We start from the raw sequence: 15,946 nt of genomic DNA, 5'->3' as shown, positions 1-15,946 counted from the left end.
GTCGGCGCGCGGGCCCGGCGCGCGGAAAACCGGGCGACACCACCGGGCCGGTTCCCTACCGTGGTCCCATGACCAGCCCTGCCGAGTCCGCCGACCGTGCCGACGCCCTCGACGTCCGTCCGATCACCGAGGCCGAGACACCGGCCTGGATCCGGGCCCTGGACCTCGGCTTCCTGCGCAGTCCCGGCATCTCGGAGCGGGAGCTGGCCGACCGGGCGGCGGGGATCGACCCCGGGCGGACCCTGGGGGCGTTCGACGCGGGCCGCTGCGTGGCGACGTTCCGCTCGTTCCCGCAGGAGCTGACGGCCGTCGGCGGCACGGTCGTCGCCGCCGACGCGATCACCAACGTCTCCGTGCACGCCACCCACCGCCGCCGGGGCCTGCTGACCCGGATGATGAGCCAGGACCTGGCCGCGGCGAAGGAGCGCGGGGACGTCGTCGCCACGCTGATCGCCGCCGAGTACGCGATCTACGGCCGCTTCGGCTTCGGACCCGCCACCTGGGCCGCCCAGTGGAGCGTCGACGTGCCGCGCACCGGCCTCGACCGGCGTCGCCCGGTGCCCGACGACGGCGGCCGCATCGACCTCGTCGACGGCGCGGAGGTCCGCAAGCTGGGCCCCGAGCTGTACGACCGGGTGCGCCGCGCGCTGCCCGGCGCGATCGACCGTCCCGAGCGCTGGTGGCAGGTGGCCACCGGGGTGCTGCGGACCCGGCCGGAGTGGACCGAGCCGTTCTTCGCCGCGTACCGCTCACCGGCCGGCGAGGTCGAGGGCATGGTGGCGTACCGCACGGACGACCGGTGGGGCGACGCCAAGCAGCCGCTGAACACGGCGTCGGTGCTCTGGCTGCTGGGGAGCACCCCGGCCGCCGAGCGGGCGCTGTGGCATTACCTGTGCTCGATCGACTGGGTCACGACGGTCACCTCCGGCGACCGCGCGCCCGACGACCTGCTCCCGCTGTTCCTGCCGGACCCGCGCGCCGCCCGGATCACGATGCGGGCGGACTGGATGTGGGTGCGGCTCCTGGACGTCGTACGGGCCCTGGAGGCGCGCACGTACGAGGGGGAGGGCGAGCTGGTGCTGGAGGTGGCGGACCACGCGGGGCTGACCGGGGGCCGTCACCTGCTGACGGCGTCGCGCGAGGGGGGCTCCTGCGTGCCGAGCTCGCGCAGTGCCGACCTCACGCTGGACGTGGCGGACCTGGCGTCGCTGTGGCTGGGCGGCGAGTCGGCGGTGCGGCTCGCGGCGGCGGGCCGGGTGCGGGAGGAACGAGCGGGCGCCGCCCGGAAGGCCGACGCCCTGCTGCGTACGCCCAGGCGACCGTGGTGCCCGGACATCTTCTGAGGGCGGTTCCTCCCGGACGGCGACGGTGGTGGTGCGGTATCCGTAGCTGTTCGGTTGTGGCGGTGCGGTACCGGTGTCGGGCACCGGCATTCAGTTGTGGCTGTGCGGGTCGTGCTCGGTGTTCGGTTGTGGCTGTGCCCGGTCTTGGGTTGTGGCTGTGCCGGTTGTGCTCGCTGTGCGGTTGTGGCTGTGCGCTCGTGGCGGCCGTGCCGATCGTGGTAGCCGTGTGCCGGACTCCCGGCTCCCCTCCGGAAGGGAGCCCGACCAACCACCAGGAAGCGTGACCATGTTGGGGAAGTTGGCAGCCAACTTCACTGTACTTATGTCCGTCGGGAAGCGTCTCATAACCATCTCTTCGTGAACTGCCGGAAGATGGCGAGAAGTTGTACTGTTCGGACGTGGAGCCGGAGCACGCCTCCGCCAGTGGGCGGAAAGGGCAACAACGGCCACGGACATCACACCGCGAGGTGGCCGACGAGCTGCGCGCCCGGATCAGGTCCGGGGTGCTGCGGCCGGGTCAGCGCATGCCCACCCAGGCCAAGCTGGCCGATGAGTTCGGAGTGGAACGCGGTGCCGTACGGCAGGCCCTGCGCATCCTCCAGGCGGAGCACCTGCTCACCAACGTCTCCAAGGGCGCACCGGCCACCGTGGCCCCCGACCTGGGGCTGAGCCGCATCCCGGCCGGGCCGACGGCGCCGCCGCAGCCGACGATGGTGGCGCTGGCGCCGCGGATCGCGGAGGCGTTCGCGGCGGAGCACGTGCGGATCGACGCGCTCTGCCTGACCTCCGTCTCGCTCACACTTGCCATCGGCGAACCCCTGCGGCAGATTCACGCGGGCCGACTGGATCCGGCCAAGATCGACGTGCGGGTGCTGCTGCCGTCGCGGGACATCGACCTGGCGTTCCCGGCGCCGGTGACCGACGCCTCGGCCGCCGCCCGGCTGCGTCGCCACTGGCTCACCCACCGCAACGCGCAGGTGCAGGTGCTGCGGCACAACCTGCTGGCGCTGCGCAGCACGCACCGCATCGACGTGGACGTCACTTTCCGCGCACTGCCCTTCACCCCGCCGGTGAAGCTGTACCTCCTCAACGGCACGGAGGCGCTGTTCGCGTACTACACGCTGGAGCGGCGCGAGCAGCTCATCGACCAGGAGCAGTTCCAGATGTACGACGCCGAGGGCACCCGCTCGATGCTGTTCGCCTTCGAGCAGGGTGCCGGGGCGCGGGACACGACGTTCGTGGAGCAGTCCCGCCTGTGGTTCGACGCGCTGTGGGGGACGATCAGTTCGCCGCTGGTGCTCACGAACTGACCGCCGGCCCGGTGACCAGCACCGCGAGGATCACGGCACCGAGGGAGACGGCGGCGGGGATCCTGGCCCGCAGACCGACGGTCAGCAGGAGCAGCCCGGCGGCGCCGGCGGTGCCGTACTTCCACTGCACGGCCTGTTCGAGGAGCGCGGAGAGGAGGGCGTAGGCAGGCACGGTCTTCCTCCCTTCGGAGGGTCCGGTCGTGCGGAGGCGGGAACGCGAAGGCCCGCGTCCCCGGTGGAGGGGAGGCAAACCTTCCGCCAACTCCACTGAGTTGGCAACCAACTTCACTAAGGTTGTCCCCACTTGGCACCAACTCTCAAACAGCTTTCCGGCAACTCCCCGTAGATGGATCTGAGTTGTAGCGTTTGGTTGTGACCCAGGAGAACGTGGCAGTGAACGGGAGCAAGCGGCTCACGCCCCAGGAGATCGCCGACGTCCTGCGCGAACGCATCCGCGTCGGCGAGCTCAGGGCGGGTGACCGGCTGCCCACCCAGGCCGAACTCGCGGAGGAGTTCGGCGTGGAACGGGGCACCGTCCGCCAGGCCCTGCGCGCCCTCCAGGAGGACGGCCTGCTGACCAACGTCAGCAAGGGGAGCCCGCCGCGGATCGCGGAGCCGTCCCCGGTCGTCGAGGAGCCGCAGCCCACGATGGTCGCGCTCGCCCCCCGGCTGACCGAGGCGTTCTCCGCCCCGCACGTACGGGTCGACGCGGTCTGCCTCACGGCCGAGAGCCTGATGCTCGCCCTCAGCGAGCCGCTCCGCCTGATCCACGCCGGCAGTGTGCGCCCGGAGCGGATCACCGTCCGCATCCTGCTGCCGTCCCGCGACATCGCCCTGGCCTTCCCCGTCGCGGTCGACGCGGCCGACGGCGACGACCCGGTCCACCAGCGCTGGCTGAGCATGCGCAACGCCCAGGGCCAGGTCCTGCGCCACAACCTGCGGACCCTGCGCACCCACGGCGTCGACATCGACGTCGCGTTCCGGGCCCTGCCGTTCACCCCGCCGGTCAAGCTGTACCTGCTCAACGGCGAGGAGGCGCTGATGGCGTACTACACGGTCACGCGGCGCGAGGAGCCGACGGACGCCGGCACGCTGGACATGTACGACGTCCTCGGCACCGAGTCGCTGCTGTTCTCCTTCGAGCGCTCGGCGGGCCCGCGGGACGCCGCCTTCGTGATCCAGTCCCAGAAGTGGTTCGACGCCCTCTGGGAAACCATCACGTCCGACCTGACACTCTCCTAGTGACTCCTGATACGAAGCAGACTGAACCGGTGGCATCGGACACCGAGAACGAGATGGCGGACGTACGGGAACTGATCGGCCGGGCGCGGGCCGTGCTCTGGGACTTCGACGGGCCGGTCTGCCGGCTCTTCGCCGGCCACTCGGCGGAGCGGGTGGCCGAGGGCCTGGTGGAGTGGCTCGAGGGCCGGGGCCTGCGCGACCTGCTCACGGACGCCGAGCGCGAGTCCCTCGACCCGCACGTGGTGCTGCGCGCCGTGGACCGCAGGCGGCCCGGCAGCGACCTGGTGGCCGAGCTGGAGGAGCGCCTCACCGAGGAGGAGCTGAAGGCGGCGTCGTCCGCGATGCCCACGGCCTGGGCCGACCCGCTGATCCGCACGTGGTCCGCGGTCGGCTCCCGGCTGGCGGTCACCACCAACAACTCGCCCCGGGTGGTGGCCAAGTACCTCGCGGGGCGTGGCCTGACCGGCTGCTTCGTGCCGCACGTCTACGGCCGGACCCGCGACCTCCACCACCTCAAGCCCCACCCCTACACCCTCAACCGCGCCCTGAACGCGCTGGGTTCGGCACCCTCCGCCGCCCTGATGATCGGGGACACCCCGTCGGACCTCGCGGCCGCCCGGCACGCCGGCGTGCCGTTCCTCGGCTATGCCCGCAACGAGCGCAAGGAGAAGCTGCTGCGGGCGGCGGGGGCGACGGCCGTCGTGGGGTCACTGGAGTCGGTGCTGCGACTGGTGCGCGGTCACGCCTGAACCATGAGCGCCACGAGAGCGGCGGCCGCACCCACGGCCCGGTGTGGCTCGCCCCGGCCCTCCGGTGCTCCTGGTTCGAGTCGATCCGGAGGAATCCGGCCGGGACGGCCCGGAGCCTGCGCTAGCATCCACCCCAACGCGGCCTGGTGCGGAAGAGTGGACGAACCGACCGCTGCGCCCACCCCGCCGCCGCTCGGGTCGCTGACGCGGGGCAGCGCGTCTACCGTTCGTCCTACCCATTCAGCACCATGCGAGTCACGGAGCGGCCAGTGGTCGAGCCCCTTGTTCCCCGTCGCACCCAGGGGGAGCGGGCCGTCGGTCGACCGAAGACCGCCCTGCGGGCGTTCGCCAGGGCCGCGCGGGAGACCGCGGCGACCTGCGGCCACCACCATCTGAACCACGTGCGTCCGCTCACCGGGGACGTGGCCCGGCTGCTGGGCCGACCGCCCGGGACCCGGGTGAACGTGCGGATCCGCCGCCCTGACGTGCTCCCCGTGGTCATCAGGACCTGGCACGACGAGGCAGCCGTCCTCAGGGCCGTCGGCACTGTCCTGCCCGCCCCCGAGTGCCTGGTGACGACGCCGGAGTTCGCCCTCCACAGCCATGTGGAGGGCGTGCCCCTGTCCAGCGTCAACGGATACGGCAAGCCCGTCGACACACTGCTCGTCCAGGCGCTGGCCGAGCAGCTGGCGCGGATGACCCAGGTGCGCCGGGCGGTGCTGCCGCCGCTGCCGCCCGAGTGGCCGGGCAACCACAACGACAGCCAGGCCTTCCTCCGCACCCTGGCCCGTCTCGCCGACCGGCAGATCAGAGAGGCCAACTGGCCCGTGTTCGGCGGGCTGTTCGCAGCCCTCGGCATCCCCGACGACGCCCTCCTGCGGCTGGCCGACCGCGTCCCCGCCCTCGCCCGCAGGCCCTACAGCCTGCTCCACACGGACCTGCACCGCGACAACGTCATCTTCTCCTACGACGGTGAGCCTCCGCTCGTCTGCGTCGACTGGGAGCTGGCCACCTTCGGCGACCCGCTCCACGACCTGGCGACGCACCTGGTGCGCATGCGCTACCCGGCCGACCAGTGGGACGAGGTGATCCACGCATGGCTGACGGCCATGCAGAGGACCCGCCCCGCGGCCGTCAACGGACTGGCCCGGGACCTGCCGCACTACCTGGACTTCGAGTGGGCGCAGTCCGTGTACCCGGACGTCATGCGGGCCGCGTCATCCCTCGTCGAGTCCGGTACCGGCAAGCGCCTGGACGAGGCGACGGCGGAGGTCCACCGCGCGCTCGAGACGGCGGCCGGACCGCTGCGCCTGAGGAGTGTCCCCGCCCGGAACGAGATCGAGCGGGCACTCATCCGCTGGCTGGCCTCCCAGGGCGAGGGCAGGCAGGGCGACTGGATCCGCAACGCCCTCGGCTGGCGGCCCGACGCGCGCGTCCCGGAGGATCCGGGCTTTCCCGCGCGGGCCGTGCGGGAAGCCCTCCTGGCCGAGGGTGCCGCGCCGGCCGGCCGGGTGTTCAAGGGCACGGCCCACCTGAACACCGTCGTCCGACTGCCCGGCGGTCACCAGCCGGTCGTCGTGCGCCGGAAGCTGCCCAACCTCTCACGCAGGGAGCCCAGTTACCTGAGTGAGCACGCCGTGCTGAGGGCCATCCACGAGTCCGGCGCGGAGGTCGCGGCGCCCCGGGTCCTCGCGCTGGGCAGGAGCTACGGCAACGACCTGTTCGCCATCCACACGTACGTCGGCAGCCCGCGCGTCGACCAGCCGCCCCGGCACCCGGTGAACGGCCTTCGCCCGCACGAGGCGGACGGGCTCGTGGACCAGCTCTGCGCCCTGACCCGGGTGGACTACACGTGCCTCGACCCGGCCGCCGGCGAGGGCGGCTTCTACCCCTGGCTCCTGGAACAGCTCGTCGACCTGGTGCGCACGCTGCCCGAGGAGTCGGGCCAGCTGGCCCGCACCCTCGGGCTCCCCGACCACGACCGGCTGCGCGAACTGCTGTCCCGCCACGTGGTCGCCCAGCGCCGTCCCAGCCTGCTGCACGGCGACCTCAACCCCTGGAACCTGGTCTGCCGGGACGACCGTCTCGGCGTCACCATCATCGACTGGGAGATGGCGATCGTCGGCGACCCCCTGTACGACCTGGTGAGACACATGCACCTCACCCCCACCCGGCGGGAGATCATGGACCGCATGTTCCGCCGCTGGGAGAGTCGGCTGCCGTCCGAATGCACCCACGACTGGCGCCGGGACCAGCGCGTCTACCGCTGGTTCGAACTCGTCCGCTCGGCCTACATCGACCTCGACCGCCTGGTCACCGGGTCCGGCATGGACGCCCCGAACGTCCGGCGCGCGGTGGACTCGTACGCCCAGACCCTCGCCGCTGCCACCGCCTGCCTGGGCCTGCCCGTGCCGCGGACGGCGAACCCCCATCTCGCGGTCGCCTTCGCGTAGCTGCCGGGCCCGTGCTGCGTAGGCTCACCCCCGTGACCGATGACGGAACGCGCACCATGGGCCTGCGGGAGCGCAAGAAGCAGCGGATGTACGAGTCCGTGTCGGAGACGGCCATCCGGCTCTTCCTGGAGCGCGGTTTCGACGCCGTGTCCGTCGCCGAGGTGGCCGCCGCGGCGGAGATCTCCAAGCCGACGCTGTTCCGGTACTTCCCGGCCAAGGAGGACCTCGTCCTGCACCGGATCGCCGATCACGAGCGGGAGGCGGCGCGGGTCGTCGAGGCCGCGCCGGACGTGCCGCCCCTGCACGCCCTGCGCCGCCACTTCCTCGAACGGCTCGCCGCCGGCGACCCCATCACCGGCCTCAACGACCACCCGCAGGTCGTGGCCTTCCACTCCCTGGTCTACGGCACCCCGTCCCTGGTCGCCCGCATGTACCGCCATCTCGAACGCTCGGAGGCCGCCCTGGCCGAGGCCCTCGGCGGCGACCTGGAGTCCCGGCTCGCCGCCGGGCAGGTGGTCGCGGCGCAGCGGATCCTCGCCGAGGAGAACTTCCGGCGCGTCGCGGCGGGCGAGCCGGTGGACGCCGTACGGCCGGACGCGGTGGCGGCGGCGGAGCGGGCCTTCGGGCTGCTGGAGGAGGGGTTGCGGCGGTTCGCCACCGCGTGAGGGAGCGGGGGCGGCACCGCGGGCCCACGGTGAGCGAGACTCGGAAAAAAAAGTTACTCGGTCACGAAAGTGCCGTACCCTCGACGCATGACCGACTCCGCCGCCCCCGCCTCCACCCCCTCGCACGACACCCCTCACGAGGCCACCCGGTACGTCGATCACGCTCCGCGGCCCGGCCACCCGGGGCACGTCCCGCAGCCCGACCTCCGCCCCGAACTCCACCGCGAGCGCGCCCACCACGACCGCTGCCGCACCGCCCTCGCCGCCATGGTCGCCGGCGCCCAGGAGCAGGTCGTGATCGGCGAGGACGTCTCCGCCTCCGGCGCCGACGCCGAGGTCCTCGGTTACCGGCTGCGCAGCCACGCCAAGGCGCTGCGCGAACTGCCCGAGGGCCCGCTGTTCTTCGGCCGGCTGGACTTCGGCGACGACGGCCCGGGAGCCGGTCTGGGCGGGCTGCACATCGGGCGCCTGCGCATCGGGGAGCACCCGGCCGCCCCGCCGCTCGTCGTCGACTGGCGCGCCCCCGTCTCCCGCGCCTTCTACCAGGCGAGCGCCGGCGACCCGCAGGGCGTGCTCGTCCGCCGCCGCTTCGGCTGGGCGCCGGGCAGCCGGGGCGACTCCGCCGACCTCACCGGGTTCGAGGACGAGCACCTGGGCGCACGCGCGGGGGAGGGCACGCCTGCCCCCGGACCGGCCACCGGCCCGAGCGTCCTGCTCGCCCAGGAGATCGAACGCCCCCGCGTCGGCCCCATGCGGGACATCGCCGCCACCATCCAGCCCGAGCAGGACGACCTCGTGCGCGGCGGCCTCGGCGAGACCGTGTGCGTCCAGGGCGCCCCCGGCACCGGCAAGACCGCCGTCGGCCTGCACCGCGCCGCCTACCTGCTCTACACCCACCCCCAGCGCATCCACCGCGGCGGCCTGCTCGTCCTCGGCCCGCACCGCGCCTTCCTCTCCTACATCGCCGAGGTCCTGCCCGCCCTCGGCGAGACGGGCGTACGGCAGTCGACCCTGCACGACGAGATCGCCCGCCACCCGGTGACCGGTACCGACAGCGACCTCGCCGCGGGCGTCAAGCACGACGCCCGGATGGCGGAGGTGCTGCGCCGGGCGCTCTACGCGCGCGTGAGCGCCGACCGGGCGAGAGGCGTCGTCGTCGCCGAGGACTCCTACCGGTGGCGGATCACGCGCGACGAACTCGCCGCGATCGTCGCGGGGGTGCGCGCCGAGGAGCCGCCGTACGCGATCGGGCGGGAGCGGGTGCGGGCCCGGATCGTGCGGCGGATCCAGGACCAGGCCGAGGGCCGGGCCGGGCCGCGCCCCGCCTCCTGGGTACGGCGCGTCGAACGGGCACGGGTGGTGAGCGCCTGCGTGGAGGCCGTCTGGCCGAAGGTGCGGCCGGAGGAGGTCGTCGCCGAACTCCTCGTCGACGCGGAGGCGTTGGCCCGGGCGGCGGACGGCCTGCTCGACCCGGCCGAGCAACGGGCGCTGCGCCCGCCGCGCCCCCCGCGTTCCTGGAAGTCCGCGCGCTGGTCGGCCGCCGACCAGGTGCTGCTCGACGAGGTCGCCGGACTGATCGACCACCCCGAGGGGTACGGCCACGTCGTGGTCGACGAGGCGCAGGACCTCTCCCCGATGGAGTGCCGCTCCATCGCCCGCCGCGTCCGCTTCGGCTCCCTCACGGTCCTCGGCGATCTGGCTCAGGGCACGACCCCGTGGGCCGCGCGGTCCTGGCCGGTGCAGATGGCCCACCTCGGGCGGCCCGGGGCGCCGGTCGTCCCCCTCACCACGGGCTTCCGGGTGCCGGGCGCGGTGGCCGACCTCGCCAACCGGCTGCTCCCGCACCTCGACGTGGACGTACCGCCCGCGCGGTCGCTGCGCACGGACGGTGAACTGCGCCTGCGCCGCGCGGACGGCGACCTGCTCGCCGCGGTCACCGACGCCGTCCGCGACGCCCTGGACCGCGAGGGCTCCGTCGGCGTCGTGTCCGCGGACGCCCACACGGACGAGGTCCGCCGCGCCCTCACGGCGGCCGGCATCCCGACGACGGGCCCGGAGACCACGACGGCCCGGGTGACGGTGGTCCCCGCGAGCCTGGTGAAGGGCCTGGAGTACGACCACGTCGTCGCCGTGGAACCGACGGCGATCGCGGAAACCCACCCCCGCGGCCTGCACCTGCTCTACGTGGTCCTCACCCGCGCGGTGTCACGACTGGACGTGGTGCACACGAGGGAACTGCCGTGGGAGCAGGCGGAGATCCCGCGGGCCTGAGGGCACCCGCCGACGGCCCACCCACCGCGCCCGCATCGACGAACTCCTGGCGAAGAGGGGCTTCCGGGAGTGATCCTGAATGCGATGCTGCTCTTCCTGGACATCGACGGCACGCTGATCCCGTTCGGCGGGCGGACGCCGTACGCGACGTACACCGGTCCCACGCCTCCCGGTCACCCCCTGCTCGCCCGGCTCGATCCCGCCCTCGGGCCCTGCCTGCTGTCGCTCGGCTGCGAGATGACGTGGGCCACCACCTGGGGCGAGGACGCGAACAGCGTGGTGGCGCCGTGGCTCGGCCTGCCGCCCCTGCCGGTGGTGGACTGGCCCGAGGAGGCGGACGAGGCGCCCCGGCCGGGCGGGGTCCACTGGAAGACCGAGGCGCTCCTGGCCCGGGCGGCGGGCCGCCCCTTCGTGTGGCTGGACGACGAGATCACCGACGCCGACCGGTCGTGGGTGGCCGCCCGGCACCCGGCGCCCGCCATCCTCCACCGGGTCGAGCACGGCATCGGCCTGACGAGGACGGACCTGGCGGGCCTGCGCGAGCGACTCGCGCGAGCCGGCCTGCGCCGGGGCTGATGACATCCGCCGACGGCTGGCACTACGGCTGGCGGCAACCACGACGGTGACCGCTACGGCCGCCCGGTTCACGTGAAGTCGTACGCCCCCCAGTCGGCCGCCGGGCGGTAGCCCAGGCGTTGGTACAGGGCGTTGCTCGTGGGGTTGGAGCGGTCCGCGAACAGGACGACGTCCTGGGCGCCCGCGGTGAGGGCGGCCCGGGTGACCTCGGTCGTCACGGCGGCCGCGTAGCCGTGTCCGCGCAGCTGGGGCGGGGTGTAGACGATGTCCACCTGGATCTGGCCGCCGATCAGGGGGTTCATCCCGGCGACGGAGACGGGGGTGCCGTCCGGGGTCTCCCAGAGGGTGTAGCGCTTGTCGGCGAAGCGGGTGTGGGGCCAGGACGCGGCGTCGGCCGGGGCGGCCTCGCCGACCGCGCGGGCGAACTCGCCGCACCAGTGGATGACTTCCTCCAGGTCCTGCTCGCCCAGCACGCGGCCGCGGCCCGCCGGCATCGGCTCCGGTGGGGTCAGCGTGCCGAGCCGGTACAGCCGGACCCGCACGTCCCGTGGCCGCGGCGTCGCCCCGGTGAGCCGCTGCCAGGCCCCGGCGAACGCGGTGGCCGTGTCCTGGTCCGCGCTGACGGAGCGCGGTGCGTGCCCGAGGGCGGCCAGCCGGGCGGCCAGGGCGTCGGCCTGGCGAGGGGTGAGCGGGGAGAGGCCCAGCGTGCCGGGCGGGAGCAGGTAGCAGGTCCCGCGGACCTCGCCGCCCTGCTCCAGCAGGCCGAAGGAGGGAGTCCCGGGCCCGAACGCCTCCAGCCCGCGCACCCGCACCCGCTCGGCCCACGTCGACTGCATGACGTGCCGCCCGGGCCGCTCCCGCAAGAATCCGTCGGCCCGCCGGAGGAACTCCCCGACGTCGTCCACGAGGTGCCAGTCGTCCGGGGCGGCGGGGCGTGAGTCATCGGCGCGCATGCCTCATGCTTTCCCCTCTGTCGTCCCCTCGCCCGCGGTGTCCGGATGCGGGACGCGGTCGGAGGAGTCGTCGGTGCGGTCCGCCCCTTGCGGCTCGATCGTGGCCGCCCAGCGCTCCGCCCAGCGGGCGAGGGGGTTCAGGGCGTGGCGCGCCTCCTGTCCCAGCGGGGTGAGCTCGTAGCGGCTGTCCGGCAGTTGGTGGATCACCTGGGCCTCCAGCAGCTCGGTGAGGCGCTGCCGGAGCACGCTGGAGGACATGTCGTCGCACCGCGCCTGAAGGGGGCGGAACCCCAGCGGACCCGCGCGCAGCTCCCACAGGATGCGCAGGCTCCAGCGCCGCCCGAACAGATCGAGTGCGGCCATGAGGGGGCGGCCGGTGGCCGAGCCGCGAACGGGGCTGCCGGGTCGGGGTGTTGCCATGTCGGGACGTCCCGCTCTCCAGGGTTGCTGCTTCGGATTCCGACACGCTAGCATCGACGATCGCTTCGGTAATCGAAGCGGAGGAGGCAGGCGCCATGCCCGAGGCGGTTCTCGTGAGCGCGTGTCAGCCGGACGGCACGGGCGGCAGCCCGACCGTCGTCCTGGACGATGCGCCGTTCACCGACGAGGAGCGACGCCGCATCCCGGCGGAGTGGGGGACGTCGCACGCCGTCTTCCTCCGCGCGGCCGGGACCGAACGCGGTCGTCCCGCCTGCACCCTGCGGTTCTTCACCGCCCAGGCCGAACTGCCCGCCTGCGGCCACGGCACCGTCGCCGCCCTCGCCGTGCTCGCCGAACGGGCCGGCGCCGACCACGACCACCGCGCCGTCCTGCGTACGGCCCACCGCGCCTTCGCCGGTCGGGCGAGCCGGAGCGGTGACGGTCTGACGGCGTGGTTCGACCCCGGTCCGGTCAGCTTGCGGAGCGCGGCCGGACCCGAACTGAGGGCCGTGGCGGGCGGCCTCGGACTGGCGGCGGACGCGGTCGCCGGCGACGCCTGCGTGGCGTCGAACGGGCGGCCGAGGCTCCTGCTGCCCGTCCGGTCCCGCGCCGCACTGGCCGAACTCGCGCCGGACCCGGCCCGGCTGCGCGCGGCCTGCGACCGGCACGGCCTGCTGGGCTGCTACGCCTACGCGCCCCCGGACCGGCACGGCCGAGCAGCGGCCCGGATGTTCGCGCCGTCGATCGGCGTCCTCGAGGACATCGCCAACGCCAACGGCACGGCCTGCCTGGCCGCGCATGCCGCCGGGTTCGGCATCCACCGCCTCGCCGTCGACATGGGTGATCACCTCGGCAGCCCGTCCACCATGACGGCGACCGCCCACCACGACGGCACGGGACTGCGGATCCGCGTCGGCGGACGGGCGGCGATCACGCGCACGGTCGTCCGAGGAACTCCGCACACCGATCCGTTCCGGACAGAGGAGGGACCGTGGCCAAGGGCTACTGGGTCAGCGTCTACCGCACCATCACCGACCCCGAGAGGGTCGCTGCCTACGACGAGCTGGCCCGTCCGGCCGTCAGGGCCGCGGGCGGACGGCTGCTCTCCCGCGGCAGCCGGGTCGTCGCCCACGACGCCGGAATCGCCGAGCGCACCGTCCTGATCGAGTTCGACAGCTTCGAACAGGCGGTCGCCGCACGCGCGAGTGCTGCCTACCAAGAGGCCCTGGCCGTGCTCGGCGACGGGGTCGAGCGCGACTTCCGCATCGTCGCGGGCCTCGACTGACGACCGGCGCCGCGTCAGGGAAGACGGCGCCGGGGAGGAGGGCGTCAGGGACGAGGCCACCCCCTCCCGGGTGGCGTGACACACTCTTGCTAGCGATTGCTTGCAATTGTTAGCGGAGGTGGGGCACGCTGGGGGCATGGCAACGCTCAACGTCGGCAATCTCGGTGAGTACCTGCGCGAGCAGCGGCGCAACGCCCAGCTGTCGCTCAGGCAGCTCGCCGACGCCGCCGGGGTGTCGAACCCGTACCTGAGCCAGATCGAGCGCGGGCTGCGCAAGCCGAGCGCGGAGGTGCTGCAGCAGGTCGCCAAGGCGCTGCGGATCTCCGCCGAGACGCTGTACGTGCGGGCCGGGATCCTCGACGCCGAGCGCGACCGCGACGAGGTCGAGACGCGCGCCGCCATCCTTGCCGACCCGACGCTCACCGAGCAGCAGAAGCGGGCGCTGCTCCAGATCTACGAGTCGTTCCGCAAGGAGAACGGCTTCGACATCGACACCCGCAGCGAGCGCCCCGCCGACGCCCCGCCCCCCGGGCGCGTCGACGGCACCGCCGTACACCGCGGTCGTACCGTCGGCGAAGACGCCGGACACGACGACCACGGCCCGCACGGCGGCCACGACGACGACGCCGATCCGCGGCAGACGGCCGGTTGACCGGACCAGGGGACCGACCGTCCGACCGCGGAGCGACACCACCCCCAGCCGAACACGACGACCGCGCACCACGCGCCCAAGGGAGGACCCTCACCATGGCCATCACCGACGACCTGCGCAAGACCCTCAGCGACCCCACGCCGCTCTACTTCGCCGCCGGCACCGCCGACCTGGCGCTGCAGCAGGCCAGGAAGGTGCCCGGCCTGGTGGAGCAGCTGCGCGTCGAGGCCCCGGCCCGCTTCGAGGCCGTGCGCAACACCGACCCCAAGGACGTCCAGGAGAAGGCCGCCGCCCGCGCCAAGGAGGCCCAGGAGACCCTGCAGAGCAGGGTCACCGAGTTCTTCTCCTCCCTCGACGGCGACCTGAAGAAGCTGGGCGAGAACGCCCAGGACCTCGCCCTGCGCAGCGTCGGCGTCGCCGCCGAGTACGCCGTCAGGGCCCGCGAGACCTACGAGAAGGTCGCCGAGCACGGCGAGCAGGCCGTCCGGCAGTGGCGCGGCGGGGCCGCCGAGGGCATCGAGGGCATCGCCGAGGGCATCGAGAGCGTCGCCGACGGCGTGGAGAACTTCGCCGTCGCCGTCGAGTCGGACCCCGCGCCCAGGCCGCAGCCCGTCACGGTCCGGGACGAAGACGGCACGGCCGGCACGGCCACCGCCACGCCCACCGCCGCGTCCGCCTCGGCCAAGACCCCGGCCGCCAAGAAGACCCCGGCGCCCCGCCGGACGACGCCCACCGCCAAGAAGACGCCCCCGCCCGCCAAGTGACCCCGGCGGCACACGGATCGGGCCGGCACTCCGGGCACTCCCGGAGCGTCCGGCCCGTTCTCCTGGTACACCGTCCCGATCACGGGTGGCGGTGACGTGGTTTGCGGGTACGGTGACCGCGTAAGGACGCGCCGAGTCGGGTGGTGGACGTAGTGCTGATGCAGGGGTTCGCAGGCTTCATGTGGCTGCTGAGCATGGCGCTGATCCTTTTCAGCGGCTTCGCTCTGATCGACGCCGCCACGCGCCGCGAGGACGCCTACCGCGCGGCCGACAAGCAGACCAAGCCGTTCTGGCTGATCGTCCTCGCGCTCGCCTTCGTGGTGAACCTGATCTTCAACATCCTGTCGTTCCTGCCGATCATCGGCCTGATCGCGACCATCGTGTACATGGTCGACGTCCGCCCCGCGCTGCGCACCCTCCCGGGCGGCGGCCGCAGCGGCCGGGGCCGCGGCTCCAGCAGCGACGGCCCGTACGGCCCGTACAACGGCGGCCGCTGACAGCGGGCGTCCACGGCGGCCGGTACGGCGAAGGCCGCCGACAACCGGCGCTCACGACGGCCACCACGGCGTGGGCCGCCAGCCAATGAACGGCGCGGTGGCCGCACGTATGGCACGGGCGTAGGCCAGCGGCTCCTGGGCGGCCGGCGTCCGGCCTCGTTCTGCCAGCTCGGCGGCCACCCTGTCCTTCAGGAGCAACCAGGCGTAGCGGCCGGGATCAGCAGCCATGTGACGCGAGTCCATGGCGAGGTAGACGAACGTCATGTCCACCAGGTAGCGGCTGACATCGTCACTGCCGAGATGAATCATGGCGTACTCGTAGTAGGCCCGGGCGTAGCGTTCATGGAAGTGCCAGGAACTGCTGCGGCATGGAATCAATGAGTTCCGCTACCGCCTGTTCGGCATCGTCCAGGCCACCGCTAGAGGCCTCAGGCGCGGTGAACGGGGGATGGGGGCGGACCAGGGTGTCTAAACGCCTGTCCTGCACAGCCAACCGTGCCACGGCTCCGCGGGCCAGCGCAGAGCTGCCTACCTCGTAGTTCACAGAGCGGGTAGTCCTTCCTCCTTTTGCGCAGACGCCGCCGGCCATGTCTGGTCCCCGTTCCGCCACGGGGCGGCACCTGAGCGTGATTGCTCTGGAGAACAGGTAAGCGGACTCGTACGCCCGATCGTGCAGCGCCCCAACGACCTGTTTCAGCGAGGCCCTGACCGGCGCCGACCGGCGCACCCGGAGCAGATTTGCAGTAGTGCAACGCCACGGTTCGCC

General features: G+C 73.3%; 16 protein-coding genes and 1 pseudogene. 13 read left to right on the top strand and 4 right to left on the bottom strand.

Translation table 11 applies throughout. From position 1 onward, the window contains the following. Positions 1-68: 68 nt before the first annotated feature. Positions 69-1,343: a GNAT family N-acetyltransferase gene (locus E4U91_RS16175; protein ID WP_137307522.1), complete on the top strand. Its 1,275-nt coding sequence runs from the start codon at positions 69-71 to the stop codon at positions 1,341-1,343. Positions 1,344-1,726: 383 nt separating this feature from the next. Then, on the top strand, positions 1,727-2,653 hold the full coding sequence (locus E4U91_RS16170; RefSeq protein WP_168218121.1) for a GntR family transcriptional regulator: 927 nt from the start codon (positions 1,727-1,729) through the stop codon (positions 2,651-2,653). On the opposite strand, the gene E4U91_RS16165 is transcribed toward E4U91_RS16170, so the two are convergent. Further along, positions 2,643-2,825 (bottom strand): hypothetical protein, encoded by a 183-nt coding sequence (locus E4U91_RS16165; RefSeq protein ID WP_137307520.1) that lies wholly within the window; start codon positions 2,823-2,825, stop codon positions 2,643-2,645. The genes E4U91_RS16170 and E4U91_RS16165 overlap by 11 nt on opposite strands. Before the next feature lie 194 nt (positions 2,826-3,019). Between E4U91_RS16165 and E4U91_RS16160 the strand changes: the two genes are divergently transcribed. From E4U91_RS16160 to E4U91_RS16135, 6 genes are all read left to right on the top strand, one after another. Then, a complete protein-coding gene (locus E4U91_RS16160; protein WP_137307519.1) occupies positions 3,020-3,895 on the top strand; it encodes a winged helix-turn-helix domain-containing protein in 876 nt (291 codons plus the stop codon). Beyond that, positions 3,844-4,644 carry an HAD family hydrolase gene (locus E4U91_RS16155; RefSeq protein ID WP_168218120.1) on the top strand — a complete coding sequence of 267 codons (801 nt, stop codon included), beginning with the start codon at positions 3,844-3,846 and terminating at the stop codon, positions 4,642-4,644. The genes E4U91_RS16160 and E4U91_RS16155 overlap by 52 nt, the downstream gene beginning before the upstream one ends. 269 nt (positions 4,645-4,913) lie before the next feature. Continuing rightward, on the top strand, positions 4,914-7,097 hold the full coding sequence (locus tag E4U91_RS16150; RefSeq protein ID WP_137307517.1) for an aminoglycoside phosphotransferase family protein: 2,184 nt from the start codon (positions 4,914-4,916) through the stop codon (positions 7,095-7,097). A 56-nt stretch (positions 7,098-7,153) separates the two neighbouring features. Next, complete coding sequence (locus tag E4U91_RS16145; RefSeq protein WP_137310847.1) at positions 7,154-7,762, top strand: TetR family transcriptional regulator; 609 nt, start codon at positions 7,154-7,156, stop codon at positions 7,760-7,762. Between the two features lie 87 nt (positions 7,763-7,849). Further along, on the top strand, positions 7,850-10,033 hold the full coding sequence (locus E4U91_RS16140) for a HelD family protein (RefSeq protein WP_137307516.1): 2,184 nt from the start codon (positions 7,850-7,852) through the stop codon (positions 10,031-10,033). A gap of 84 nt (positions 10,034-10,117) precedes the next feature. Further along, entirely contained in the window at positions 10,118-10,609 is a 492-nt protein-coding gene (locus tag E4U91_RS16135) for an HAD domain-containing protein (protein WP_137307515.1), read from the top strand. 68 nt (positions 10,610-10,677) lie between these two features. Here E4U91_RS16135 and E4U91_RS16130 read toward each other — a convergent pair whose 3' ends face one another. Both E4U91_RS16130 and E4U91_RS16125 read right to left on the bottom strand, forming a co-directional pair. Next, positions 10,678-11,562 (bottom strand): GNAT family N-acetyltransferase, encoded by an 885-nt coding sequence (locus tag E4U91_RS16130; protein WP_137307514.1) that lies wholly within the window; start codon positions 11,560-11,562, stop codon positions 10,678-10,680. Between the two features lie 3 nt (positions 11,563-11,565). Beyond that, entirely contained in the window at positions 11,566-11,982 is a 417-nt protein-coding gene (locus E4U91_RS16125) for a winged helix-turn-helix transcriptional regulator (protein WP_168218119.1), read from the bottom strand. A 95-nt stretch (positions 11,983-12,077) separates the two neighbouring features. On the opposite strand from E4U91_RS16125, the pseudogene E4U91_RS16120 reads away from it, so the two are divergent. From E4U91_RS16120 to E4U91_RS16100, 5 genes and pseudogenes are all read left to right on the top strand, one after another. Next, positions 12,078-12,905, top strand: a pseudogene (locus tag E4U91_RS16120) (PhzF family phenazine biosynthesis protein); the annotation flags it as partial. 68 nt (positions 12,906-12,973) lie between these two features. Then, positions 12,974-13,267, top strand: a complete 294-nt coding sequence (locus E4U91_RS16115; RefSeq protein ID WP_137307513.1) for a DUF1330 domain-containing protein — start codon at positions 12,974-12,976, stop codon at positions 13,265-13,267. A gap of 136 nt (positions 13,268-13,403) precedes the next feature. Continuing rightward, positions 13,404-13,919, top strand: a complete 516-nt coding sequence (locus E4U91_RS16110) for a helix-turn-helix domain-containing protein (RefSeq protein ID WP_174867806.1) — start codon at positions 13,404-13,406, stop codon at positions 13,917-13,919. 95 nt (positions 13,920-14,014) lie between these two features. Continuing rightward, complete coding sequence (locus tag E4U91_RS16105; protein WP_137307512.1) at positions 14,015-14,683, top strand: hypothetical protein; 669 nt, start codon at positions 14,015-14,017, stop codon at positions 14,681-14,683. Positions 14,684-14,841: 158 nt separating this feature from the next. Further along, positions 14,842-15,180, top strand: coding sequence for a DUF2516 family protein (locus E4U91_RS16100; protein ID WP_174863998.1), 339 nt, complete (start codon positions 14,842-14,844; stop codon positions 15,178-15,180). Positions 15,181-15,231: 51 nt separating this feature from the next. Here E4U91_RS16100 and E4U91_RS16095 read toward each other — a convergent pair whose 3' ends face one another. After that, positions 15,232-15,489, bottom strand: a complete 258-nt coding sequence (locus E4U91_RS16095) for a hypothetical protein (RefSeq protein WP_137307511.1) — start codon at positions 15,487-15,489, stop codon at positions 15,232-15,234. Positions 15,490-15,946 lie beyond the last annotated feature (457 nt).

The organism is Streptomyces lasalocidi (assembly GCF_005280215.1).
GTDB classification, from domain to species: Bacteria; Actinomycetota; Actinomycetes; order Streptomycetales; family Streptomycetaceae; genus Streptomyces; species Streptomyces longwoodensis.
Note: the sequence above shows the minus strand (reverse complement) of the source record. Positions and strands in the feature narration are given on the sequence as shown.